General features: G+C 67.1%; 23 protein-coding genes. 11 read left to right on the top strand and 12 right to left on the bottom strand.

Translation table 11 applies throughout. The features are described from left to right. The first annotated feature begins 7 nt into the window (after nt 1-7). Nucleotides 8-1,096: a quinone-dependent dihydroorotate dehydrogenase gene (locus tag RBS60_RS14570; RefSeq protein ID WP_307958297.1), complete on the top strand. Its 1,089-nt coding sequence runs from the start codon at nt 8-10 to the stop codon at nt 1,094-1,096. Nucleotides 1,097-1,200: 104 nt separating this feature from the next. Here RBS60_RS14570 and RBS60_RS14565 read toward each other — a convergent pair whose 3' ends face one another. Next, the gene (locus tag RBS60_RS14565) at nt 1,201-1,785 is read right to left on the bottom strand and encodes a DUF3043 domain-containing protein (protein WP_307958296.1); all 585 of its coding nucleotides are present in this window, start codon (nt 1,783-1,785) and stop codon (nt 1,201-1,203) included. 79 nt (nt 1,786-1,864) lie between these two features. Here RBS60_RS14565 and RBS60_RS14560 point away from each other — a divergent pair, with 79 nt between their 5' ends. The 6 genes from RBS60_RS14560 (at nt 1,865) to RBS60_RS14535 (ending at nt 7,947) form a co-directional block, all read left to right on the top strand. Further along, on the top strand, nt 1,865-3,280 hold the full coding sequence (locus RBS60_RS14560) for a dipeptidase (protein WP_307958295.1): 1,416 nt from the start codon (nt 1,865-1,867) through the stop codon (nt 3,278-3,280). 116 nt (nt 3,281-3,396) lie between these two features. Beyond that, on the top strand, nt 3,397-3,762 hold the full coding sequence (gene erpA, locus RBS60_RS14555) for an iron-sulfur cluster insertion protein ErpA (RefSeq protein ID WP_307958294.1): 366 nt from the start codon (nt 3,397-3,399) through the stop codon (nt 3,760-3,762). A gap of 212 nt (nt 3,763-3,974) precedes the next feature. Continuing rightward, on the top strand, nt 3,975-4,832 hold the full coding sequence (gene coxB, locus RBS60_RS14550) for a cytochrome c oxidase subunit II (protein WP_307958293.1): 858 nt from the start codon (nt 3,975-3,977) through the stop codon (nt 4,830-4,832). A 6-nt stretch (nt 4,833-4,838) separates the two neighbouring features. Next, entirely contained in the window at nt 4,839-6,557 is a 1,719-nt protein-coding gene (ctaD, locus tag RBS60_RS14545; protein WP_307958292.1) for a cytochrome c oxidase subunit I, read from the top strand. Continuing rightward, nucleotides 6,557-6,958 (top strand): cytochrome c oxidase subunit 4, encoded by a 402-nt coding sequence (locus RBS60_RS14540; protein ID WP_307958291.1) that lies wholly within the window; start codon nt 6,557-6,559, stop codon nt 6,956-6,958. The genes ctaD and RBS60_RS14540 overlap by 1 nt, the downstream gene beginning before the upstream one ends. Nucleotides 6,959-7,209: 251 nt before the next feature. Then, nucleotides 7,210-7,947, top strand: a complete 738-nt coding sequence (locus tag RBS60_RS14535) for a GntR family transcriptional regulator (protein ID WP_307958411.1) — start codon at nt 7,210-7,212, stop codon at nt 7,945-7,947. 92 nt (nt 7,948-8,039) lie between these two features. On the opposite strand, the gene RBS60_RS14530 is transcribed toward RBS60_RS14535, so the two are convergent. The 4 genes from RBS60_RS14530 to RBS60_RS14515 all read right to left on the bottom strand — a co-directional run bounded on the left by RBS60_RS14530 (nt 8,040) and on the right by RBS60_RS14515 (nt 12,356). Then, complete coding sequence (locus RBS60_RS14530) at nt 8,040-9,725, bottom strand: cytochrome bc complex cytochrome b subunit (protein ID WP_307958290.1); 1,686 nt, start codon at nt 9,723-9,725, stop codon at nt 8,040-8,042. Continuing rightward, nucleotides 9,722-10,768 carry a Rieske 2Fe-2S domain-containing protein gene (locus RBS60_RS14525; RefSeq protein ID WP_307958289.1) on the bottom strand — a complete coding sequence of 349 codons (1,047 nt, stop codon included), beginning with the start codon at nt 10,766-10,768 and terminating at the stop codon, nt 9,722-9,724. The genes RBS60_RS14530 and RBS60_RS14525 overlap by 4 nt, the downstream gene beginning before the upstream one ends. A 92-nt stretch (nt 10,769-10,860) precedes the next feature. Then, complete coding sequence (locus RBS60_RS14520; RefSeq protein ID WP_307958288.1) at nt 10,861-11,646, bottom strand: cytochrome c; 786 nt, start codon at nt 11,644-11,646, stop codon at nt 10,861-10,863. A 71-nt stretch (nt 11,647-11,717) separates the two neighbouring features. Beyond that, nucleotides 11,718-12,356, bottom strand: coding sequence for a heme-copper oxidase subunit III (locus RBS60_RS14515; protein ID WP_307958287.1), 639 nt, complete (start codon nt 12,354-12,356; stop codon nt 11,718-11,720). 142 nt (nt 12,357-12,498) lie between these two features. On the opposite strand from RBS60_RS14515, the gene trpD reads away from it, so the two are divergent. Then, the gene (gene trpD, locus RBS60_RS14510; RefSeq protein ID WP_374049293.1) at nt 12,499-13,563 is read left to right on the top strand and encodes an anthranilate phosphoribosyltransferase; all 1,065 of its coding nucleotides are present in this window, start codon (nt 12,499-12,501) and stop codon (nt 13,561-13,563) included. A gap of 71 nt (nt 13,564-13,634) precedes the next feature. Here trpD and RBS60_RS14505 read toward each other — a convergent pair whose 3' ends face one another. Further along, nucleotides 13,635-13,913: an Lrp/AsnC ligand binding domain-containing protein gene (locus RBS60_RS14505; protein WP_307958286.1), complete on the bottom strand. Its 279-nt coding sequence runs from the start codon at nt 13,911-13,913 to the stop codon at nt 13,635-13,637. Nucleotides 13,914-13,952: 39 nt separating this feature from the next. After that, entirely contained in the window at nt 13,953-14,351 is a 399-nt protein-coding gene (locus tag RBS60_RS14500; protein ID WP_307958285.1) for a DUF3054 domain-containing protein, read from the bottom strand. A 134-nt stretch (nt 14,352-14,485) separates the two neighbouring features. Here RBS60_RS14500 and RBS60_RS14495 point away from each other — a divergent pair, with 134 nt between their 5' ends. Both RBS60_RS14495 and RBS60_RS14490 read left to right on the top strand, forming a co-directional pair. Beyond that, a complete protein-coding gene (locus tag RBS60_RS14495) occupies nt 14,486-14,836 on the top strand; it encodes a YciI family protein (RefSeq protein ID WP_307958284.1) in 351 nt (116 codons plus the stop codon). A gap of 13 nt (nt 14,837-14,849) precedes the next feature. After that, a complete protein-coding gene (locus RBS60_RS14490) occupies nt 14,850-16,076 on the top strand; it encodes a DUF6596 domain-containing protein (RefSeq protein WP_307958283.1) in 1,227 nt (408 codons plus the stop codon). Between the two features lie 63 nt (nt 16,077-16,139). Here the strand turns inward: RBS60_RS14490 and RBS60_RS14485 are convergent, their stop codons facing one another. Continuing rightward, nucleotides 16,140-16,538: a VOC family protein gene (locus RBS60_RS14485; protein ID WP_307958282.1), complete on the bottom strand. Its 399-nt coding sequence runs from the start codon at nt 16,536-16,538 to the stop codon at nt 16,140-16,142. A 771-nt stretch (nt 16,539-17,309) separates the two neighbouring features. Between RBS60_RS14485 and RBS60_RS14480 the strand changes: the two genes are divergently transcribed. After that, a complete protein-coding gene (locus RBS60_RS14480; protein ID WP_307958281.1) occupies nt 17,310-17,750 on the top strand; it encodes a hypothetical protein in 441 nt (146 codons plus the stop codon). A gap of 169 nt (nt 17,751-17,919) precedes the next feature. On the opposite strand, the gene RBS60_RS14475 is transcribed toward RBS60_RS14480, so the two are convergent. The 4 genes from RBS60_RS14475 to RBS60_RS14460 form a co-directional block, all read right to left on the bottom strand. Next, nucleotides 17,920-20,262, bottom strand: a complete 2,343-nt coding sequence (locus RBS60_RS14475; RefSeq protein ID WP_307958280.1) for an excinuclease ABC subunit UvrA — start codon at nt 20,260-20,262, stop codon at nt 17,920-17,922. A 24-nt stretch (nt 20,263-20,286) separates the two neighbouring features. Then, the gene (locus RBS60_RS14470) at nt 20,287-21,342 is read right to left on the bottom strand and encodes an LCP family protein (RefSeq protein ID WP_307958279.1); all 1,056 of its coding nucleotides are present in this window, start codon (nt 21,340-21,342) and stop codon (nt 20,287-20,289) included. Between the two features lie 136 nt (nt 21,343-21,478). After that, the gene (locus tag RBS60_RS14465; protein WP_307958278.1) at nt 21,479-21,655 is read right to left on the bottom strand and encodes a hypothetical protein; all 177 of its coding nucleotides are present in this window, start codon (nt 21,653-21,655) and stop codon (nt 21,479-21,481) included. A 177-nt stretch (nt 21,656-21,832) separates the two neighbouring features. After that, nucleotides 21,833-22,855, bottom strand: coding sequence for a PHP domain-containing protein (locus RBS60_RS14460; RefSeq protein ID WP_307958277.1), 1,023 nt, complete (start codon nt 22,853-22,855; stop codon nt 21,833-21,835). Nucleotides 22,856-22,857: the final 2 nt, after the last annotated feature.

Below are 22,857 nucleotides of genomic sequence, written 5' to 3'. Positions count from 1 at the left end.
TAGTGCCATGCGTTTCTACCCCCTCTTCTTCCGTGCTGCGTTCTCGTGGATGGACGCCGAACGCGCCCATCGGATCGGCTTCGGCGCTATCCGCGCCGCGCACGCGTGCGGGCTGGGCCGGGTCCTCGAGCGGCTCACGGCCCCCGCCGCCGAGCTGAAGACCGAGGCCCTCGGGCTCACCTTCCCCTCGCCCTTCGGGCTGGCCGCAGGGTTCGACAAGGAGGGGCGCGGCATCGAGGCGCTGGCCGAGCTGGGATTCGGCCACATCGAGGTCGGCACGATCACTGGGCAGGCGCAGCCCGGGAACCCCCGTCCGCGGCTCTTCCGACTCGTCGAGGACCGTGCCGTCGTGAACCGCATGGGCTTCAACAATGACGGCGCGGCGGCCGTCGCCCCGCGCATTGCCGCCGCGCGGGCGGCCCTCGAGGACCGCTACGGGTCGGGCCGGCCGGTCATCGGTGTCAACATCGGCAAGACCAAGCTTGTCGAGCTCGAAGAGGCCGCGGACGACTACCGCCTGAGCGCGCGCGAGCTCGCACCTGTCGCGGACTACCTCGTGGTCAATGTCAGTTCGCCGAACACCCCTGGCCTGCGCCTGCTCCAGAGTGTCGAGAGCCTCCGCCCGCTCCTCGAGGCGGTACGGGCGGAGTCCACGGCGGCGGCCGGCCGCCGCGTGCCGCTTCTCGTGAAGATCGCGCCGGACCTCTCCGACGAGGACGTTGACGACGTTGCGCGGCTCGCCCTTGAGCTGGAACTCGACGGGATCATCGCCACGAACACGACGATCGGGCGTGAGGGGCTCACGAGCCCGGCCGAGAAAGTCGAGGCTGCTGGGACGGGCGGGCTCTCGGGTGCCCCGCTCAAGGCTCGCTCGCTCGAGGTCCTCACGAGGCTCCGCGCCTCCGTGGGGGACCGTCTGGTCCTCGTGGCGGTCGGTGGCGTCGAAACGGCCGACGACGTGCTCGAGCGCCTCGAGGCCGGCGCCTCGCTCGTGCAGGGCTACACGGCGTTCCTCTATGAGGGTCCGTTCTGGGCCTCGCGCGTCAACCGCGGCCTCGCCGCTGCCCGACTCCGACTCGCGGCTGGGGCGCGCTGACGCGAAGCACCTCACACACGACGACGGCGCGGCACCCGGGTGGGTGCCGCGCCGTCGTGCGTCACAGACAGCCTCAACAGGTCCGAGGACCGTGGGAGGGAACCTCAGGAGGGCGTCTGGCCCCGCTTGACGAGGGCTTTCGGAAGGCGCAGGGGGCGGAACTGGAGGGCGCGCATGCTCGCGTACCAGACGGTGCCGCGCTCAACGTCGCCGAACTTCGCCACGAGCCTCTTCTTGAGCTGGCGCGAGAGCCAGAACGTGTCGGCGAAGACGAGGATGAACACCACCCAGAACGCACCGAGGATGAACACCTGCATCTGGGCGTCCTGGGGCACGATGAAGGAGATCACCACGAAGGCGAGGGCCGCGAACATGAGGTACTCGCCGATGTTCAAGCGCGAGTCCACGTAGTCGCGGGCAAACCGCTTCTGCGGGCCGCGATCCTTGAAGGGCAGATTCCGCTCGTCGCCCGTCTCGAGGGCACGGCGCACGCGCTGGCGCTCCTCGACGGCGGCCTGCCGTTCGGCGGCCTTGGAAGCCTTACGGTCGGTGGGGACGAGGGGACGCCTCCGGGCGGCCTGCTGGTCCTTGCGCCTCGGGGTGGGGGAACCCTTGCCCTGCAGGGGGACATTGGGCTCGATGGGCTCTCCGGGGCTCTCGGCCGCGGGTTCGTTCTTACGTCCAAACACGCACCAAGGATACCGGCCCGCGCCCGCCCCGGGGGCACGGACCATTGATGGGGCAGTGCGGCCCTTGTACTGTGAAGGCATGCCTTCACAAAGCCCCCAGCCTGTGTCCGACGCCGACATCTCGGCGCTCCGCGCCGCCGTTGCCTCGCGCCTCTCCGCGACGATTGCCGAGCTGTCCTCCCTGGTCGCCATACCCGGCATCGCGTGGCCGTCGTTCCCGCAGGAGGAACTCGAGCGGAGCGCTAGTTCCGCCCTGGAGCTTGTGCGGTCCGCGGGCATAGCGGATGCCGAGATCCTCAGGGCGCCCCGGCCCGACGGGACTCCTGGCGGTCCCGCGGTGGTGGCCCGCAAACCAGCGGCGCCCGGCCAGCCCACCGTCCTCCTCTACGCGCACCACGACGTCCAGCCGCCCGGCGATCTGGCGCTGTGGGAGACCGAGCCGTTCGTCGCGACGGAGCGGGACGGTCGCCTGTACGGTCGGGGGAGCGCAGACGACAAGGCGGGACTCCTCGTGCACCTCGCGGCGTTCCGAGCGGCCTCCGAGGTGCTGGGGGAGCGCTTCGGTATCGGAGTCACCCTGTTCATCGAGGGCGAGGAGGAGTTCGGCTCTCCGTCCTTCCGCGCCTTCCTCGAGGAGCACCGGAAGAAGCTCGCGGCAGACGTCATCGTCGTCGCCGATTCGAGCAACTGGGCGGTCGGGCAGCCCGCCCTCACGGCGAGCCTGCGCGGCCTTGCCGACGGCACGTTCGAAGTGGCGGTGCTGGGCCACTCCGTCCACTCCGGGGTGTTCGGCGGGCCGCTCCTCGATGCGCCCACCATCCTCGCCCGCCTCATCGCAACTCTCCACGACGATCACGGCAGCGTCGCCGTGGCGGGGCTCGTTGCCCACGATGACGCCGACGTCGACTACCCGGAGGACCAGTTCCGTCGCGACGCGTCCGTACTCGACGGCGTGCAGCTCGCAGGCACGGGCAGCATCGCCTCGCGGCTGTGGCTGAAGCCTGCGCTGTCGATCATTGGGATCGACGTGCCCTCAGTCGACGTGGCATCCAACACGATCCAGGCCCGCGCTCGCGCCAAGTTCAGCCTCCGGCTCGCGCCCGGCCAGGATCCCGACGCCGCGATGGACGCCCTGCGGCACCACCTCGAGGCGCACGTGCCCTTCGGGGCCCAGCTTGTCTTCACGCCCAAGGAGAAGGGGAACGCGTACCGGGCCGACATGGACTCGGCGGCGGCCCGGACCGTCCTGTGGGCGCTGGAGGAGTCCTGGGGAACGCCGCCCGTGCATTCGGGGATGGGCGGCTCCATACCCTTCATCGCCGACCTCAAGGAGGTCTTCCCCGGGGCCGACGTGCTCATCACGGGAGTTGAGGATCCAGACTCGAGGGCACACAGCGCCAATGAGTCCCTCCACCTCGGGGACTTCGAGAAGTGCATTGTGGCCGAGGCGCTGCTGCTGGCGGGCCTCCACAGGGCTCCTGCCACCGCCGTGTGACCCTTGGATGTGAGCCTCGCCGCAAGGGGTTGGCCACCCATGACGTGTCAGTCGTAGCATTGACTAAGGCCAAGAGGCCCGTCGGGTGATCCGCCGGGCACGAGAGAAGGTATGGAATGAGCACTTCAACCAACGAGACTGCCGAGGCGCTCGCCTCGCATGAGGTCCAGCTGACCGACGTCGCCGCAGGCAAGGTGCGCAGCCTCCTGGAGCAGGAGGGCCGCACCGATCTGCGCCTGCGGGTGTCGGTCCAGCCTGGTGGCTGCTCTGGCCTCATCTACCAGCTCTACTTCGACGAGCGACTCCTCGACGGCGATGCCGTGCGCGATTTCGACGGCGTGGAAGTCGTTGTCGACAAGATGAGCGTTCCGTATCTCGCGGGCGCGTCCATCGACTTCGAGGACACGATCTCGAAGCAGGGCTTCACGATCGACAACCCCAATGCACAGGGGTCCTGTGCATGTGGTGATTCCTTCCACTGAGCCACCCAGATTCGGCCGCGGCCGCGCCCGGAACCGGACTTCAAAAGTCCCGTTCAGGGCGCGGCCGACGCGTGTCCGGGACATGTGGGATATTGGCCCGGGATAGTTGTAAGCTCTACACCGAGTAGTAAAACTATGTCGCCTGTGGCACACGCGGGGGCCCAAAATGCCTTGCTGTCATGGGAGAGAAGCACCAAGAGGAAGGGCCGTCTGTGAGGTCGCAGAACCGAACCAGCAGCCAGCGAACCCGCACCATTGTGGCCTCGGCAGTTGCCGTGGCCGGTGCACTCGCTCTGTCTGGATGTTCATCCGAGGTCCAGCGAGGCTGGCTACCTACTGATAAGAACACCACGAGCAATACCCCGATCATCATGGACCTCTGGGTGAACTCGTGGATTGCGGTCGTCATCGTCGGCATCGTGACCTGGGGCCTCATGCTGTGGTGCATCGTGGCCTACCGTCGCCGCAAGGGCACCAAGGGCTTCCCGCGCCAGTTGAGCTACAACCTGCCGATCGAGATCTTCTACACGGCAATCCCGCTCTTCCTGGTCTTCACGTTCTTCTACTTCACGGACCGCGACCAGCGCGCCATCGACAATCCCAACACGAACCCTGACCTCACGGTCAACGTGGTGGGCAAGCAGTGGTCATGGGACTTCAACTACAAGCAGGGCGGCATCGTCAAGGATGACGTGCACGAGTCCGGCGTCCAGGCCCAGCTCACGGGACAGGCGATCGACCTCAACACCCTCCCCACCCTGTACCTCCCGGTGAACAAGTCCGTCACGGTCGAGCTCACCTCCCGCGACGTCATCCACTCGTTCTGGGTCCCGGCCTTCCTCCAGAAGCGCGACATGATCCCGGGCAAGATGAACCACATGTACTTCACCCCGCAGAAGGAGGGCACGTACGACGGCAAGTGCGCCGAGCTCTGCGGTGAGTACCACTCCGAGATGCTGTTCCGCGTGAAGGTTGTTTCCGAGGCGGAGTTCCAGGCACACATGGCTGGCCTCGACAAGGGCCTGCTGGACACCAAATACGACCGCAACCCTAACCAGAACCAGAAGTAGGGGACCATGGCTACGTACACACAGTCGCCTTCAGCCGGCGCCCTGAGCGCGCCAGTGGTGCCGAAGTCCAAGGGACGCATTGTCGTCAACTGGATCACCTCCACAGACCACAAGACCATCGGGTACATGTACCTGATCGCCTCGTTCATCTTCTTCTGCGTCGGCGGCGTGATGGCACTGCTCATCCGCGCCGAGCTCTTCGAGCCCGGAATGCAGATCCTGCAGACCAAGGAGCAGTACAACCAGCTGTTCACGATGCACGGAACGATCATGCTGCTCATGTTCGCCACCCCGCTCTTCGCAGGCTTCGCGAACGTGATCATGCCGCTCCAGATTGGTGCTCCCGACGTCGCGTTCCCGCGCCTCAATGCGCTGGCCTTCTGGTTCTTCCTCTTCGGCTCGACGATCGCCACGGCTGGCTTCATCACACCGCAGGGCGCGGCCTCCTTCGGATGGTTCGCCTACGCGCCACTGTCGAACACCACGTTCACGCCTGGCGTCGGTGGTGATCTGTGGGTCTTCGGGCTCGCGCTCTCCGGTTTCGGCACGATCCTCGGTGCGGTCAACTTCATCACGACCATCGTCTGCATGCGCGCCCCCGGCATGACCATGTGGCGCATGCCGATCTTCACGTGGAACACGCTGGTCACCGCGATCCTCGTCCTGATGGCGTTCCCGCCGCTCGCCGCCGCGCTCTTCGGGCTCGGCGCAGACCGTCGCTTCGGTGCCCACATCTTCGACCCGGAGAACGGCGGTGCCGTCCTCTGGCAGCACCTGTTCTGGTTCTTCGGCCACCCTGAGGTGTACATCATCGCCCTGCCGTTCTTCGGCATCGTCTCCGAGATCTTCCCGGTCTTCAGCCGCAAGCCGATCTTCGGCTACAAGGGCCTCGTCTTCGCGACGATTGCCATCGCCGCGCTGTCCGTGAGCGTGTGGGCCCACCACATGTACGTCACCGGTGCGGTCCTCCTCCCGTTCTTCTCCTTCATGACGATGCTCATCGCCGTTCCGACGGGTGTGAAGTTCTTCAACTGGATCGGCACGCTGTGGCGTGGCTCACTCACCTTCGAGACGCCCATGCTATGGAGCATCGGGTTCCTCATCACCTTCCTGTTCGGTGGCCTGACGGGCATCATCCTCGCGTCGCCGCCGCTCGACTTCCACGTGTCGGACACTTACTTCGTCGTGGCCCACTTCCACTACGTGGTCTTCGGAACAGTTGTCTTCGCGATGTTCGCCGGCTTCTACTTCTGGTGGCCGAAGTGGACGGGCAAGATGCTCAATGAGCGCCTTGGCAAGATCCACTTCTGGCTTCTGCTCATCGGCTTCCACGGCACGTTCCTCATCCAGCACTGGCTGGGCGTCATGGGCATGCCCCGCCGCTACGCGGACTACCTGCCTCAGGACAACTTCACCTGGATGAACCAGTTCTCCACGATCTTCTCCTTCGTCCTCGGCGCCTCGATGATCCCGTTCTTCTGGAACGTGTACATCACTGCGCGTCACGGCAAGAAGGTCCTCGTGGACGACCCGTGGGGCTTTGGCGGATCGCTCGAGTGGGCCACGTCCTGCCCGCCGCCGCGGCACAACTTCACGTCGCTTCCGCGCATCCGCTCGGAGCGTCCGGCCCTTGACCTCCACCACCCCGAGCTGTCGACTGCCGGGGCCGTTCAGGCCGCCCATGCCTCTGCCTCGATCGCAGCCGACCGGAAGGAAATGCACTAGTGAAAGTCGAATCCCTGATCTTCGGGATCGTTGGCGTCTTCTTCCTGCCAGTTGCCATCGTGTACGGGTTTGTCACCGGATGGACCGAATGGGTGGGGGCGCTCGCTCTGCTCCTGTGCTTCGGCCTCGGCGTGATGATCAGCTCCTACCTCATGGTGACCGGCCGTCGAGTGGGCCTGCGCCCCGAGGACCGCGATGACGCTGAGGTCCACGAGGGCGCTGGAGAGCAGGGGCACTTCAGCCCCTGGAGCTGGTGGCCCATCGCTCTGGGCGCGGCGTGCGCCATCTCGTTCCTCGGCGTGGCCGTGGGATGGTGGATCCTCTTCATCGGTGCAGGCATCGCGATCGTGGCCCTCATCGGCTGGGTTTTCGAGTACAGCCGCGGCGACCACGCACACTGACGCACCAACGCACGAAGGCCGGTGGCCGGCATCCCATCTCGGGGTGCCGGCCACCGGCCTTCGTGCGTCGAGTACTGCGTCGGCAGGTTGGGGGAGCCCCACAGGCAGAGCGCGGCAGCATGTGTCAGGATTGAATCGCAAGCCACTGCCGCGCGGCCATCTTCAGAGGGCCACCGCAGCGCCACTCGAGGAGGACCGTGCATCACGCCGAGGCCATTGACGGCGAGCTGGATCGTGCGTCGAAGACCGCCATGTACGTCCAGCTCCGGGAGATCCTGCGGTCGCACATCACCACGAAGCTCACGCCCGGGGCGCCGTTGCCGTCCGAGCGAGACCTCTCGCTCCGGTTCGGTGTGGCCCGCATGACGGTTCGGCAGGCCATCGATGCCCTCGTCGCCGAAGGAGTCCTCGACCGCATCGTGGGCCTCGGCACTTTTGTGAGCAGGCCGAAGGTCGACCTCCAGATGAAGCTGACGTCCTACTCAGAGGAAATGCAGCGGCGGGGCATGGTCCCGGATGCTCGGGTACTGAGCTTCGAGGAGATCGGCGCCTCAGCCTACCTTGCGAGAGAGCTCCAGATTGATGAGGGTACGCCCGTGGTGCGCTTCCGGAGGCTCCTGTTGGCGGACAAGGAGCCCATGAGCGTCGATGAGAACTACATCGTTGCGCACCGCGTCCCGGGCTTCGTCGACGGCCCGCCGCCGGCATCCCTCTATCAAGTGCTCAGCGAGAAGTACGGCCTCGTGATGGAGTGGGGGGAGGACACCATCGAGGCGACCGCCGCGTCGCCGTCGACGGCTCGCCTCCTCAGCGTCGAGATGGGATCGCCCCTGCTCAAGATCCAACGGCATGCCTACGTCGCCAAGTCGGTCGTCGACTATTCGGTGTCCTATTACCGAGCCGACCGCTACAAGCTCTGGGTGCCCCTGCAACGGCCTGGGCTGCGGTCGCCCCGCAACTACTCGCCGAACCGATTTCAGGCGCCCTGAGCGCCGCCAGAAGCCGTTCAACGGCGGAAGAAAGAGGAGGACCCCCGCACCAGAGGGTGCGGGGGTCCTCCTCTTGTTTGGCTGAGCCAGCGTCAGCGACCGAGGCTCTTGGCCTCGTCGTGTGCCTCGATGGCCTCGTGGTGGCCGTGTGCGTGGGCCGCCTCCAGCTCTGCCGGAGTCGCGGGGGCAACGCGATCCTCGAAGAACCACTGCGACAGCTTGGCGCGACGGCGCTCCTTGCGGTCGACGACGCCCTTGGCGTTGGGCTGAGCGGCCAGCACCGCGGGCGACTCGAAGCCGACCAGGCGATAGCGCTTGTACTCGTCGAGCGGAGCGTGAACCTCGATGAACTCACCGTGGGGGAGGCGGACGATCCGGCCCGTCTCGCGTCCATGGAGTGCGATCTCGCGGTCCTTGCGCTGCAGCGCGAGGGCAATGCGCTTCGTGACAACGAAGGCGATGATCGGCCCGACGAAGAACAGTGCCCGGAGCCAGTAGGTCACATCGTTCAGTGCCACGTGGAAGTGCGTGGCGATCAGGTCCGACGCGGCCGCTGCCCACATCACGCAGTAGAACGTGAATCCGGCCATGCCGATCGCCGTGCGGGTCGGCGCATTGCGTGGGCGGTCGAGAACATGGTGCTCGCGCTCGTCCTTCGTGATCCAGCGCTCGATCCACGGGTACGTGAAGAGCACCGTGAACACGATGCCCGCCGGGACGAGGGCCGGGAGCAGCACATTCAGCGTGAGCGTCTGCTGCCCGAAGATCACGAACTCGAAGTGCTGACGGTACCCGTCCAGCGAACCCAGAACGCCCGGCATGAGGCGCAGCGCGCCGTCAACCCAACCGATGTACCAGTCGGGCTGGGTGCCGGCGGACACGGGGGACGGGTCATACGGCCCGTAGTTCCAGATCGGGTTGATCGTGAAGAACGCTGCCATCGCCGCGATGATGCCGAAGACGATGAAGAAGAAGCCGCCTGCCTTAGCTGCGTAGACCGGGCCCAGCGGGTACCCCACGACGTTGCCGTCGTTGCGGCCGGGGCCAGGGTACTGCGTGTGCTTGTGGACCACCACGAACACGAGGTGGAGCGCAACGAACAGCAGGATCATCGCAGGCACGAGCAGTATGTGCAGCACATACAGTCGCCCGATGATCGCGTTGCCCGGGAACTCACCTCCGAAGAGGAACATCGAGATCCACGTGCCGATGATCGGAATCGACTTGATGACGCCGTCGATAATGCGCAGGCCGTTGCCCGACAGGAGGTCATCCGGGAGCGAGTAGCCCGTGAAGCCGGCGGCCATGCCCAGGATGAGCAGGACGCCGCCGATGACCCAGTTCATCTCGCGCGGCTTGCGGAATGCTCCGGTGAAGAACACGCGCAGCATGTGCACGCTCATTGCTGCAACGAAGAGGAGCGCGGCCCAGTGGTGGACCTGGCGCATGAACAGGCCGCCACGGACCTCGAACGAGATATGCAGCGAGGACTGGTAGGCGACCGACATCTCCATGCCGCGCAGCGGCACATAGGCCCCGTCGTAGTGCGTCTCCGCCATCGATGGGTCGAAGAAGAACGTCAGGAACGTTCCCGACATCAGCAGGATGACGAAGCTGTACAGCGCAACTTCGCCGAACATGAAGGACCAATGGTCGGGGAAGACCTTGCGTCCGAATTCGCGGAGGACCGAGGACGTGCCAGTGCGCTGGTCGACGAAGTCCGCGATGCGGCCGACCTTGGTCGGCGGCTGGTAGGTGGGGGCCGTAGTGCCGCTCACGAGTACTCACGCTCCCAGTAGCTAGGTCCAACAGATTCGTGGAAGTCCGAGGTAGCCACGAGGTAGCCTTCGGCGTCGACCTCGATCGGCAGCTGGGGCAGCGGGCGGCTTGCCGGACCGAAGATGACTGCGCACTCGTGCGTGAGGTCGAAGGTCGACTGGTGGCACGGGCACAGCAGGTGGTGCGTCTGCTGCTCGTAGAGGGCCACAGGGCAGCCGACGTGGGTGCAGATCTTGGAGTAGGCAACGATGCCGTTGTAGCTCCAGGTCTCACGCCCGGCGGAGATATGGAGATCAGCCGGATTGAGGCGCATGAGGAGGACGACGGACTTCGCCTTCTCGTTGAGCTTGCCCTCGGTGAGGTCGTTGAGACCCTCGGGGATCACGTGGAACGCAGAGCCGATCGTCACGTCCGAGGCCTTGATGGGGGTGCCATCAGGGTCGCGGGTGAGGCGGATCTTCTTTCCGTCCTTCGGCGCCCACATCGTGTGGCGGAGCCTATCGCCCGCATTGGGCCCGAGGTCACCGAAGACCGCGAGCGCCGGGAGCGGGGCGAGCGCCATCGCACCGATGAGGGTGTTCCGGATGAGGGGGCGGCGCTTGATCCCCGTCTCCTCGATGATGTCGTCAACGATCTTGACGGCTGCGGCGCGGTCCTCTTCGGAACGCACCGGGTGGCGCGACTCGGACACCTCGTGGTCCGGCATGAGGGCCTTCGCCCAGTGAACGATGCCGGTGCCGATGCCCAGCATGGCGAACGCTGTACCGACGCCGAGCAGGATGTTCTGCAGGCGGATGGTCGAGATCGTCGAATCGCTGCCCAGGTCAATGGCGAAGTACGAGACGAGGAACACGACAGTGCCGATCACCGAGACGATGAACAGAATCGTGACCTGGCGCTCAGCACGCTTCGCAGCCCTGGGGTCGGTGTCGGCCAGACGGAGACGATGCGGTGGGAGTCCTGGATCCGCAAACTTCTCTGTCTGACCAGCCGTAGCTACGGCGCCGCCACTCTGGGGAGAACCGTCACTATGGTTGCCCATATTTCCCCTCATCCTTCCTGGCCCCCGGTCCGGGGACAATGTTCAAAACGTTGCCGCCACATGGACGGCCCAAACTGCGCTGCGCTGTGGCGTCAGGACGTGCGGGACGTCAGCCAGATCGTGAACGCGATGATGATTCCGAGTCCGGCCACCCACACGAACAGCCCCTCGGAGACCGGGCCGAGCGAGCCGAGATCGGCACCGCCGGGAGAGCCCTGCGACTCGATGGTCGTGAGGAACGTGATGATGTCGCGCTTGCCCTCGGGGGAGATGTTGGCGTCCGAGAACACCGGCATGTTCTGCGGGCCGGTCGCCATGGCCTCGTAGATGTGCTTCGACGTCACGCCAGCGAGTGACGGAGCGAACTTGCCCCGCGTCAGCGCGCCACCGGCAGCGGCGGCGTTGTGGCACATGGCGCAGTTGACACGGAAGAGCTCGCCACCGTGGGTTGCGTCACCCTTGCCGTCGAGCATGGCCTCGTCGGGCAGCGCCGGGCCGGGGCCGATCGATGCGACGTACGCGGCGAGCTGCTTGGTCTGGTCATCGCTGAACTGGACCGGCTTCTTCTGCGCCTGCGGGCCGTTCATCTGCATCGGCATGCGGCCGGTGCCGACCTGGAAGTCCACCGCCGCGGCGCCGACACCCACGAGCGACGGGCCGGCAGCGGTGCCTGATGCCCCCATCCCGTGGCAGGTCGCACAGTTCGCAACAAAGAGCTTCTGGCCCTCGCTGACATCTGATGCGGAGAAGCTGGTATCGGCCTTGGCCTTATTGGCCGTGCTGATCATGGCGTACATGCCGCCAGTCAGCAGCAGCCCCATGACCAGCAGTGCGATGACTGCCAGCGGATGACGCCGCTTCTGCGAGAGTGCCTTCACGAATCCGTTCCTATCCGTATCCTGCCGCCGCCGCGGGGGGCGCGGTCCGAGATCTGCTGCTGTGGTACGCGCTACTTGAGCACGTAGATGACCAGGAAGAGCCCGATCCATACGACGTCCACGAAGTGCCAGTAGTACGAGGTGACGATGGCCGCCGTGGCTTCGTAATGGCCGAAGCGCTTGGCCGCGTAGGCACGGCCGATGATGAAGAGGAACGCGATCAGGCCGCCCATCACGTGGAGCCCGTGGAAGCCGGTGGTGATGTAGAAGGCGGAGCCGTAGGCGTTGGCGTCGAGCGTGACATGCTCCGACACGAGCATCGAGTACTCGGTGGACTGGCCGGCCACGAAGAACGCCCCCATGAGGAAGGTCAGCATGAACCACTCGGTCATGCCCCAGCGGACGAATGCGAAGACGCCGCCCGATCGACGGGGCTGGAGCCGCTCCGCGGCGAAGACGCCCATCTGGCACGTGAAGGAGCTCGCCACGAGGACGATCGTGTTCACGAGGGCGAAGGGGAAGTTGAGCTTGGATGTCTCCTCGGACCAGAGGTCGCTCGAGGCGGCCCGCAGGGAGAAGTACATGGCAAAGAGCCCGGCAAAGAACATCAGCTCACTGGACAGCCACACCACGGTCCCGACCGAGACCATGTTGGGGCGATTCAGCGTGGGATGTGCCGGGGTTGTCGGGGCATGAGTCGCTGTCGTCACAAGGACATTATGTCTACAAACCCCGGGTTCGCCCAACGCGAACCGCCCCTTCTGGGAACTTTTTCTACAAACCCTCGAAAACACGCGGATCCGTTAGCATCAACGAGTGACTACCGAGGCTTCAGGCAGCGAATCTGCCGATCTGGAATCGTCTGAGCGTGAATCTGCGCACGTGCCGACGCCTACGTGGCGCTCGCTCATCGGAACGCTCGTGGAGGGACGCGACCTGAGTCAGGCCGAGACCGCGTGGGCGATGGACACCATCATGGCCGGAGACGCGACCGACGTCCAGATCGCGGGCTTCCTCGTTGGCCTCAAGGCCAAGGGTGAGACGGTAGAGGAGCTGGCGGGTCTGGTCAAGGGCATGGTCGCCCGTGCCACGCCGATCACCATCTCGGGGGAGAAGCTCGACATCGTCGGCACTGGCGGCGACCAGCAGAACACCGTCAACATCTCCAGCACCGCAGCCCTCGTGATGGCCGGGGCCGGGGCGAAGGTCGTCAAGCACGGCAACCGCGCGGCGTCGTCCTCATCAGGCTCCGCTGACGTCCTCGAGGCACTCGGCGTCCGTCTGGACATGGGCGTCGATCGAGTCGCGGAAGCCGCCGAGGAGTGCGGCATCACGTTCTGCTTCGCCCAGGTCTTCCACCCGTCGTTCCGCTACACGGCGGTTCCCCGCAAGCAGCTCGCGATCCCTACAGCCTTCAATATCCTCGGCCCGCTCACGAACCCGGCGAACGTGCAGGCCTCCGCAGTCGGTGCCGCCGATGCACGGATGGCCCCCCTCATCGCGGGCGTCTTGGCCGAGCGCGGCAGCCGAGGGCTCGTCTTCCGCGGTGACGACGGGCTGGACGAACTCACCATCACGACGACGTCACACGTCTGGGAGGTCAGGGACGGCGCCGTCGCGGAGTCAGTGCTCGACCCAGAGGACCTCGGCATTCCGCGCGCAACCCTCGATGACCTCCGGGGCGGCGACGCCGCACACAACGCAGAAGTCGTGCGGCGCACCCTCGCCGGCGAACGCGGCCCGGTGCGCGACGCTGTCGTGCTCAACGCTGCGGCCGGCCTCGTTGCGTACGACATCAACGCCGAGGGCCCCCTTCTCAGCCGCCTCGCCGCCGCGAAGCAGCGCGCCGAGGAGTCGATCGACTCGGGAGCAGCCGCCCGTGCACTCGAGGCTTGGGTCGCCTTCACGCGCGGCTGACGGGATGCTCGACGCCACACCGAAGGGGGCCGGACCGCTGCACAGCGGTCCGGCACCCTTCGTCGGTGAGCTCAGGTGAGGCCGAGGGAGAACGCAGCGTCGAGGTCGTGCCGGGAATAGGCGCGGAACGCGATGTGAGTGGTCGTCTCGACGACGCCCTCCACCTTTGAGAGACGGTCAGCGACGACGTCGGCGAGGTCCTCGTGCTGGCGGACCCGCGCGACGGCGATGAGGTCCCACTCGCCGGTGACGGAGTAGACCTCGCTGATCCCAGGAATGGCGGAGATCTCCTCAGCCGCCTCGGGAATCCTCTTCGAGTCCGTCTTGATGAAGACGAATGCCGTGATCATGGTCCTCCATTCGACAAGGGGGCGTTCCCTTCCACCAGCCTAGCGGTCGGCGCTCGTGCGGCGGGCCGCACGGATCCCGAGGACCGCGGCGCGCCATCCCACGAGGAACACACCAAGGGTGCCGAGCGCAACGAGGAGGAACGGCGTCGCCATACCACCGCCCGTCGCCCAGCGCAGGAGCATGCCGATCAGGTAGCTGCCGAGCCACGCCGAGATACCCGCGGGCCACACGCTCAGCGGTCGGCGCCAGAGGCGCACGGCGGCCCATGCCGCGGCGAGGCCGACGACGAACGGCCATGCCGTGGCCAGGACGCCCAGCACAGGGCTGTCAAGGTTGTGGGTCGCTCGGCCGGTGGCGGCGAACGCGAGGACGACGATGAGGTCGGCGACGGCTGCAATGGCAGCCGTGCGCGGGAGATCGGGTTCCGAGGACTGCATTCCTCCACCCTACGGTGCTACGATCTACGCTCGCGTCCCCAGGACTCGAGGGGCGGGCTGTCGAAGAACCCGGGCTCTGTTCGTCCAGTAGGCGAGGGGCCACTGGGGCCCCCAAGTCACAGGAGGCGAGAACCATGCCGCAGTACCTGATCAGCATGTACCAGCCCGACGGCGTCGTGCCACCGCCAGAATTCCTCGCGCCCGTCATGGCGAAGCTCGGCGAGCTCACCGAGGATCTCAAGGCCGCCGGTGCTTTCGTCTTCGGCAATGGGCTCGCGGACGCTGGCGGGTCCACCGTGCTGCGCGCCGAAGGGGGAGAGGTCCTCATCACCGACGGACCCTACCTTGAAGGCAAGGAGCATCTGGGCGGATTCGACATCATCGACGCGCCGGATCTCGACGCGGCGCTCGTGTGGGCCCGCCGATTCGCCGAAATCACGGGTCTCCCGATCGAGGTCCGGGCCTTCGCTGGCCTCCCTGGATGATCGGCTGCCCGTGATGCGTGACGCCGTCGCGGCCGTATTCCGGGAGGAATACGGCCGTGCGGTGTCGATTCTCCTGCGGACCACGGGCGATCTCGGCCTCGCCGAGGACGCCGTTCAGGAAGCGTTCGCCGTTGCGGCCGAGCGTTGGCCCGCTGATGGCCTGCCCGAGCAGCCCGGCGCGTGGATCATCACGACGGCGCGCCGCCGCGCCGTCGACCGATTCCGGCGCGAAGCCGCGCGCGGCCCGAAAGAGGCCGAGGCGTCACTGCTGCGCGCCGGCGGCACGCCAGAGGCGGGGTCCGACGACGACGTCTTCGGCGACGACCGCCTCAAGCTGCTGTTCGCGTGCTGTCATCCCGCCCTCGGGATGCCAGCCCGGGTGGCCCTTGCGCTGAGGGTGCTGGGCGGGCTCACGACGGCGCAGATCGCCGCTGCCTTCCTCGTCGCCGAGCCGACCATGGGCCAGCGGATTTCCCGTGCCAAGGCCAAGATCCGGGACGCCGGGATCCCGTTCCGCATTCCCGGAGCGGCCGAGCTGCCCGAGCGGCTCGCGGGAGTGCTCGCCGTCGTCTACCTCATCTACAACGAGGGCTACTCGGCGGGACTGGGCGACCCCGCGGAGCGCACAGGCCTGTGCGCTGAGGCGCTGCGGCTCGCGCGGACGATGGTGCTCCTCGCGCCCGAGGAGCCCGAGGCGGAGGGACTGCTCGCCCTCATCCTGTTCTCCGAGTCTCGCCGCGCCGCTCGGGCCGCCGCGGGCGGGATCCTGGTCCCGCTGGCCGAGCAGGACCGCAGCGCGTGGGACCGCGAGTTCATGGCCGAGGCACAGGTCCTCGTACGGCGATGCCTCGTCCGCGGCCGTCTGGGACCATATCAGCTCCAGGCAGCGATCCAGGCGGTGCATAGCGGAGCGCGCCACCCCGAGGAGACCGACTGGCGCCGCATCGTCAGGCTCTACGGGCTGTTGGCCGAGGTGGCGCCCGGGCCCGTCGTCGAGCTCAACCGGGCCGTAGCCGTCGCGGAGGTCGAGGGCCCGTTGCCCGCTCTCGCGATCGTCGATGGTCTTGCTTTGGGCGGCTACCACGTCTTCCACGCGGTGCGCGCGGATCTCCTGCGCCGGCTCGGCCGCGCGGACGACGCCGCGCAGGAGTACCGCTCGGCGCTCCGGCTCGCGCCGGGGGCAGGGGAGCGAGCCCTGCTCTCGCAGAGGCTGGAGCAGCTGGGCCGGGCGGAGTACTGACCGACGGGCGAAGCGCCGGCCCGTCGCCGCCACCAGCACCGAGCCGGGCTGCAGGACAAGGAGCTAGTGCTCGAATCCGATGAGCCAGTGCAGCCCGTACTTGTCGACCACTTGACCGTCGGAGGCACCCCAGGGACGCGAACGGAGGTCGTCAACGACGCGTCCGCCTTCGGCGAGCCGTGCAAACCAGCCCGTGAGCGTCTCCGCGTCCGACGCCCCTAGCAGACTGAACATGATGCCCTCGCAGTGCGGGCTTGGCGCAGGGCCGTCGGCATCGGCGCCGAACAGTTGCACCGGGCCGCTCAGGATGCCGTGGGCGATGGCCTCGAGCGGTTCATCAGCGGATCCGAAGTCCGCGCGCGTATGGAGCGTGAGGTCGCCGCCGAACACGTCCCTGTAGAACTCGAGTGCTTCGCGGGCCGTGCCGGGAAAGGAGACATAGGGTGTGGGCCACATCGGCATGCGGCTCAGCCTATCGAACCGTCTTCCCAGGCGCCGCGGGCGGTCTCTGCGCGGCGGACTCGGGCCAGGCGCCCGACGTAGGTGAGGTCGAACGCCGAGCACAGCAAGCCCGATGCAGAGGATGAATTGCGAGGGGGAGAGGGTCCCGAATTGGCCGGTGGGCGCCAGGGTGCCGAGCCACTTGGCGACCGCGATGCCGAGCGGCTGCCCGCGGGCGCCGCGCGCCGACAGACAGGCCCGGACGCGTCGAGGTGCAGCAGAGCGGTCGGAATCGAACAGGTTCTCACACCGGCCGGGGACCGCCTAGTTGACATAACTGACCAGGGCCGAGGCCATCTGGGCATACCGAGAGCCCGAAAAAGGCGAGAGGTTCCTCTGGAGAAATGTGCCGCCTCTCGCGCGGTGGCGCCGGGAGCTCTTGGCGCTCTCGCCTGGCCGGGGATATGCCGGGCAAAGGCAGGGGAGCCCCCTCTCCGGGTTACTTGACATAATGTCGATTATCGGCGGTTAACCAACGGGGGTTCCGTCTGATGCGAGAGCTCCCTTCCCGGCGCGATTCCAGCGTCTTCGCAGGTCACCGGCCGATGGTGCAGGTGTCTCGACCCGTGCGAGGCGTCTGGGTTTGGGGAGCTTGCCCAGTCGGCTGTAGGAGGTGCGGTAGCCTTCGGGAAGTCGGAATGAGGGGCCGTCTCTGTGCCGCCATGCCGCCTCAGAGACCTGTACGGACTCAATCCCCTAGGCGTCCAGACTGGCCCAGCAGAAACTGGGTGCGTGTTACGAGCCACGGATCTGCTGGGTGCGGTGGTCGCCGTCACGTTCTATGCATCCGCCATCGCGGTGTTCGTGACGAGGCTGTTGGGCGCTTCGCGCATCGGTCATTGGATCGGGTACTTCGAGTTCGTCCTCGCGATCCCGCTCCTGTATCTGCTTGCCTCGGCCCCGGTCCTGAATCGGCCTTGGCTGTACTATTTCCAGATCGCGCTCATGCTGGCCTGGCTCCTGGTCGAGGCGCTGCTTGACTACGTCCTCAAGATTGACTTCCGTAAGACGCGGTGGATGGTCATCGGCTACGTCACCCTCTTCTTCGCCGCCACGGGAGGGATGCTCGGCCTAGCAAGGAACGCCGGCCTCGGCTGGATCATCGCGGCCGGCATCCTCTTCCTCACGATGGCAGTCCTGGCGTTCGTGCAGCGCGCGGTGACGGGCCGATAGGTCCTGGGGTCTATCGCCTCTGCCAGCAGTACGGGAAGGGGACGCCCGGCACCCCCGCAAGGCGAATGGCGCCTGCGCCCTGCGGGACTGCTTCGGGAGTACGCCCCTCTGGAGCCGGCTCCGGACTACCTGTCGCAGGCAGGCCGCCGCGCCGGCTCTTCCGCACCGATCACGCGCGGACGTACTTCGCGAGGTGCTCCCCCGTCAGCGTCGAGCGGTTCGCCACGAGGTCGGCTGGCGTGCCTTCGAAGACGACCCGACCGCCGTCGTGCCCGGCCCCTGGCCCGAGGTCGATGATCCAGTCCGCGTGCGCCATGACGGCCTGGTGGTGCTCAATGACAATGACGGACTTGCCCGAGTCCACGAGCCGATCGAGGAGGCCCAGAAGTTGCTCGACATCGGTCAGATGGAGACCAGTGGTGGGCTCGTCGAGGACATAGATGCCGCCCGTCTCCCCCATCTGCGTCGCGAGCTTGAGGCGCTGCCGCTCTCCGCCCGACAGAGTCGTGAGGGGCTGGCCGAGCGCGAGGTAGCCGAGGCCGACGTCGGCCATTCTCGCAAGGATCCGGTGCGCCCCGGGGATCGCCGACTCCTCCTCGGCGAAGAAGGCCTCGGCCTCGGTGACCGGCATCGCGAGGACCTCTGCAATGTCGCGCCCATTGAGCCGGTACTCGAGGACCGCTGGTTGGTAGCGCTTGCCCTCGCACTCCTCGCACGGGGTGGACACCGTGTCCATGAACCCAAGCTCGGTGTAGATCACGCCTGCGCCGTTGCACACCGGACACGCGCCCTCGGAGTTCGCGCTGAACAGCGCGGCCTTGACGCCGTTCGCCTTCGCGAACGCCTTGCGGACCGGTTCGAGGAGCCCGGAGTACGTCGCCGGGTTGCTGCGGCGCGAGCCCTTGATGGCGCCCTGGTCGATCACGACGACGTCCTGCCGCGGCGCCACCGACCCGTGGATCAGGGAGCTCTTCCCCGAGCCAGCCACGCCCGTGACGACCGTCAGGACGCCGAGCGGGATATCGACGTCGACCTCCTTGAGGTTGTTCGCCGACGCGCCGCGCACCTCGAGGGAGCCCTTCGGGCTGCGCACGCTGCCCTTGAGACGGGCCCGGTCGTCGAGGTGCCGTCCTGTGAGGGTGCCGCTCCCCCGCAGTGCCTCCACCGTGCCCTCAAAGCAGATCATCCCGCCTCCCGTGCCGGCCCCGGGGCCGAGGTCGACGACGTGGTCAGCGATCGCGATCGCCTCCGGCTTGTGCTCGACGACGAGGACCGTGTTCCCTTTGTCCCGCAGCCGGAGGAGCAACTCGTTCATGCGCTGGATGTCGTGCGGGTGGAGGCCGATCGTCGGCTCGTCGAAGACGTACGTGACATCCGTGAGGGACGAGCCGAGGTGCCGGATCATCTTGGTCCGCTGCGCCTCGCCGCCCGAGAGCGTGCCGGACGCGCGATCGAGGGACAGGTATCCGAGTCCGATGCCCACGAACGAATCGAGTAGATGCTGGAGCCCGCCCACGAGCGGGCCAACGGAGGGCTCGTCGAGGCCGCGGACCCACCCCGCGAGGTCGCTGATCTGCATCGCGCACACGTCGGCGATGCTCACTCCCCTGATCTTCGACGAGCGGGCGGGCGCGGCGAGCCGTGTCCCACCGCACTCGGGACACGACTGGAACGTGATCGCTCGCTCCACGAAGGCGCGGATGTGGGGCTGCATCGCCTCCTTGTCCTTGGACAGCATCGACTTCTGGATCTTCGGGATGAGGCCCTCGTAGGTGAGGTTGATGCCCTCGACCTTGATCTTGGTCGGCTCCCTGAACAGGAGGTCGTTCAGCTCCCTCTCCGTGAACTCGCCGATCGGCTTGTCCATGTCGAAGTATCCCGAGCCGGCGAAGATCCGCCCATACCAGCCGTCCATGCTGTAGCCGGGGACCAGAAGCGCACCCCCGGCGAGGGACTTGGTGGCGTCATACAGTGCCGTGAAGTCGAAGTCGTTGACCGAGCCTGTGCCCTCGCACCGGGGACACATGCCGCCCGTGATACTGAAGGAGCGCTTCTCGGTCTTGCCGGACGCGGTCCTGATCGACCCGGCGCCGCTGACGGACGGCACATTGAACGAAAAAGCCTGGGGCGAGCCGATGTGCGGCTGGCCCAGGCGGCTGAAGAGCATCCGCAGCATCGCGTTCGCGTCCGTGACGGTGCCGACCGTCGAGCGCACGTTCGCTCCCATGCGCTCTTGGTCCACGATGATCGCCGTCGTGAGCCCCTCGAGCAGGTCGACGTCGGGGCGGGCCATGGTCGGCATGAAGCCCTGGACGAACGTCGAGTAGGTCTCATTGATCATCCGCTGCGACTCGGCCGCGATGGTGGCGAACACGAGCGAGCTCTTGCCCGAGCCGGAGACCCCGGTGAAGACGGTCAGGCGCCTCTTCGGGAGCTCAAGGCTCACGTCCTTGAGGTTGTTCTCGCGAGCACCCTGGATGCGGATCACATCATGGCTGTCGGCAGCATGCATGGCGCCCAGTCTAGGCGGGGTCGACTATCCGAGCCCGTGGGCTGCCGCGTACCCGCCGAGGTCGTCTCGGGCCAACGCCGCTGCGACCTCGGCGATCCCCGCGTCGTCCGGCACTACAATCGACTGCCCGTCCGCCGAGGTGCCAGTCCCCGCCGTCGGCAGCGTGAAGAAGACGTCCGCTGCCGGATCGATCCCGCGCAGGCCGTAGCCGAGTGCCGCGATCCCGGTGGCATCGAGGCCTTGATCCGTGATCACGTACGGCGAAGCGAGGGCGACGGCGCCCATCGCCTCGGCCGGTCCGCGCACCCGGCCGGTGGTCAGCAGCTGTGCCACGAGCGAACGGACGAACGCCTGCTGGTCGCGTACACGCTGGTAGTCGCCGTCGGCGAAGGCGTAGCGCTCGCGCACGAATTCGAGCGCGGCCTGTCCATCCAGATGATTCAAGCCCTGGGCGAAGGCGTGGTGCGTGTCGAACGTGGCCGTGAACGCGAGCGGGACGTTGACGTCAACGCCGCCGAGCGCGTCGGTGATGGCCTTGAACCCGTCGAAGTCGAGCATCGCGTAATGGTCGATCCTGGTCGAAAGCATTGCGGCGACCGTATCCGCTGCGAGCCTCGGGCCGCCCAGAGCCAGCGCGGCATTGATCTTCGCCTGGCCGTGCCCGGCGATCGTGACCCATGTGTCGCGCATGATCGAGATGCCGAAGACCCGGGAGCGGTCGGCGGGGACGTGGATCAGCATGATCATGTCCGAGCGCTGGTCGACGACCCCGCCACCGGCTTCCTGGCGGGCCACGGCATCGCGGGCGTTCCCTCGGATGTCACTGCCCAGGACGAGGATGTTCATGGCCCCGGACGCCAGTGGGGGAAGTGTCGCCGACGGGCTGGAGGAAACCGTCTCGCTGGCCGACGCCGTTGGCGTGGGACTCGGGCTTCCCGCGGGCGGCGTGGCCCGCGGTGACATGAGCAGGAAGGCTGCCACTACGGCCCCGACCACCACCACGAGAACGACGGCGGCGAGCAGCACGCGCGAGCGGACCCTGCGCCGTCGTGCGCCGCCATCCCCCGCTGGACCGGCCATGGGGCAACCCTGCGCCCACTCGCCAGCCCAAGGGAAGTGCCTTTGGACCCGCCCCTCACAGGAACGGGCGCAAAGACAGAGGGCGCCGCCCCAGCAAAGCTGGAGCGGCGCCCTGGAAAGCTGTTGGTGCGTCCGGTCAGGCGAGGTCGCCGACGTGGACCGTGAAGACGTCGGGGCCGCTGCGGGTCACCTTGACATGGTCGCGGTGGGCGCCGGCCTTGGCCGACACGTGGGAGATGGCCTCTTCGAGAGCGTGGTCCACGGTGGCGGGATCCCAGATCTTGAGGGACACGGAGTGGGAGTCAACGGTCATGAGTCACATGCTTTCTCTGATGTCAGGATCGTCGCCCTGGCAGTCTCGTCCTTGAGCCTGCCCGACTATCGTACCTAGACCGGTACGGATATTGCCTCTTTTGTGACGGAGTCCACAGCTCGGCAGGGTGAAACGGCACGGGGCCTGAATCGGGCGCCGACTGGACCGGTCTAGAACCTAGCGGTGACGCCCCGTCCAGTCGAGCAGCCGCTCCAGCGGCCACGTCGTGACGATCCGCTCGGCAGGCACGCCATTCGCCTCGGCCCGTGCGGCGCCGTAGCGGAGGAAGTCGAGCTGGCCCGGCGCGTGGGCGTCGCTGTCGATGCTGAAGAGACAGCCGGCGTCGAGCGCGATCTGGATGAGCCGGTCGGGCGGGTCTTGCCGCTCAGGCCGGGAGTTGATCTCCACCGCGACTCCCGCCTCAGCGCAGGCCGCGAAGACCTGTGCTGCGTCGAACTGTGATTCGGGCCGCGTGCCCCGTGAACCCTGCACGAGGCGACCGGTGCAGTGACCGAGCACGTCCGTGTGCGGGTCGTCGACGGCGGAGAGCATGCGCCGCGTCATCGGTCCCGACTCCGCCCGCAGCTTCGAGTGGACGCTGGCAACCACGACGTCGAGCCGCCCGAGCATCTCGCGCGTCTGGTCCAGGCTCCCGTCTTCGAGGATGTCGACCTCGATGCCCGTCAGCAGCCTGAAGCCGTCACCGAGCGCCTCGTTCGCCTCGGCTACGGCGTCGAGCTGGAGTGCGAGCCGCTCGGCGTCGAGCCCGTGCGCGATCGTGAGGCTCGGCGAATGGTCGGTCAGGGCCTGGTAGTCGCGACCCAGCCATCGCGCGGCCTGGGCCATCTCGTCCAGCGGTGCGCCGCCGTCGGACCAGTCGCTGTGCGCGTGCAGGTCACCCTTCAAGAGCGCATGGAGCTCCCCGCCTCCGTCGGCGAGCGGCGCTTCGGCACGGGCCCGCAGCTCGCGCAGGTACTCGGGCACCACGCCGTCGACCGCCTCGCGCACCACAGCGAAGGTGCGGTCGCCGATTCCCTTGACCCGCTTGAGACGGCCGTCGCGGGCGCGTGCCGCGACGTCGTCGGGCGCCATCCCCGCCACGATCCCGGCGGCGGTGCGGAAGGCTCGCACACGGTACCCCTCCGCTTGCTCGCGCTCGAGCCAGAACGCGATCTCGCGGAGCGCCTCGGCCGGGTCCATCG

This window comes from Sinomonas sp. ASV486, assembly GCF_030908215.1.
In the GTDB taxonomy this organism is placed as follows: domain Bacteria; phylum Actinomycetota; class Actinomycetes; order Actinomycetales; family Micrococcaceae; genus Sinomonas; species Sinomonas puerhi.
This window is presented reverse-complemented; position numbering and strand designations above follow the sequence as displayed.

Bases quoted from the DNA above. Each gene is read 5' to 3' on its own strand.
- RBS60_RS14570 (WP_307958297.1), top strand. From the start codon at position 8: ATGCGTTTCTACCCCCTCTTCTTCCGTGCTGCGTTCTCGTGGATGGAC.
- RBS60_RS14525 (WP_307958289.1), bottom strand. From the start codon at position 10,768: ATGGGCAACCATAGTGACGGTTCTCCCCAGAGTGGCGGCGCCGTAGCT.
- RBS60_RS14560 (WP_307958295.1), top strand. From the start codon at position 1,865: ATGCCTTCACAAAGCCCCCAGCCTGTGTCCGACGCCGACATCTCGGCG.
- RBS60_RS14505 (WP_307958286.1), bottom strand. From the start codon at position 13,913: ATGATCACGGCATTCGTCTTCATCAAGACGGACTCGAAGAGGATTCCC.
- RBS60_RS14535 (WP_307958411.1), top strand. From the start codon at position 7,210: ATGTACGTCCAGCTCCGGGAGATCCTGCGGTCGCACATCACCACGAAG.
- RBS60_RS14500 (WP_307958285.1), bottom strand. From the start codon at position 14,351: ATGCAGTCCTCGGAACCCGATCTCCCGCGCACGGCTGCCATTGCAGCC.
- RBS60_RS14470 (WP_307958279.1), bottom strand. From the start codon at position 21,342: ATGGCCGGTCCAGCGGGGGATGGCGGCGCACGACGGCGCAGGGTCCGC.
- erpA (WP_307958294.1), top strand. From the start codon at position 3,397: ATGAGCACTTCAACCAACGAGACTGCCGAGGCGCTCGCCTCGCATGAG.
- RBS60_RS14475 (WP_307958280.1), bottom strand. From the start codon at position 20,262: ATGCATGCTGCCGACAGCCATGATGTGATCCGCATCCAGGGTGCTCGC.
- RBS60_RS14495 (WP_307958284.1), top strand. From the start codon at position 14,486: ATGCCGCAGTACCTGATCAGCATGTACCAGCCCGACGGCGTCGTGCCA.
- RBS60_RS14490 (WP_307958283.1), top strand. From the start codon at position 14,850: ATGCGTGACGCCGTCGCGGCCGTATTCCGGGAGGAATACGGCCGTGCG.
- RBS60_RS14465 (WP_307958278.1), bottom strand. From the start codon at position 21,655: ATGACCGTTGACTCCCACTCCGTGTCCCTCAAGATCTGGGATCCCGCC.
- RBS60_RS14460 (WP_307958277.1), bottom strand. From the start codon at position 22,855: ATGGACCCGGCCGAGGCGCTCCGCGAGATCGCGTTCTGGCTCGAGCGC.
- RBS60_RS14485 (WP_307958282.1), bottom strand. From the start codon at position 16,538: ATGCCGATGTGGCCCACACCCTATGTCTCCTTTCCCGGCACGGCCCGC.
- ctaD (WP_307958292.1), top strand. From the start codon at position 4,839: ATGGCTACGTACACACAGTCGCCTTCAGCCGGCGCCCTGAGCGCGCCA.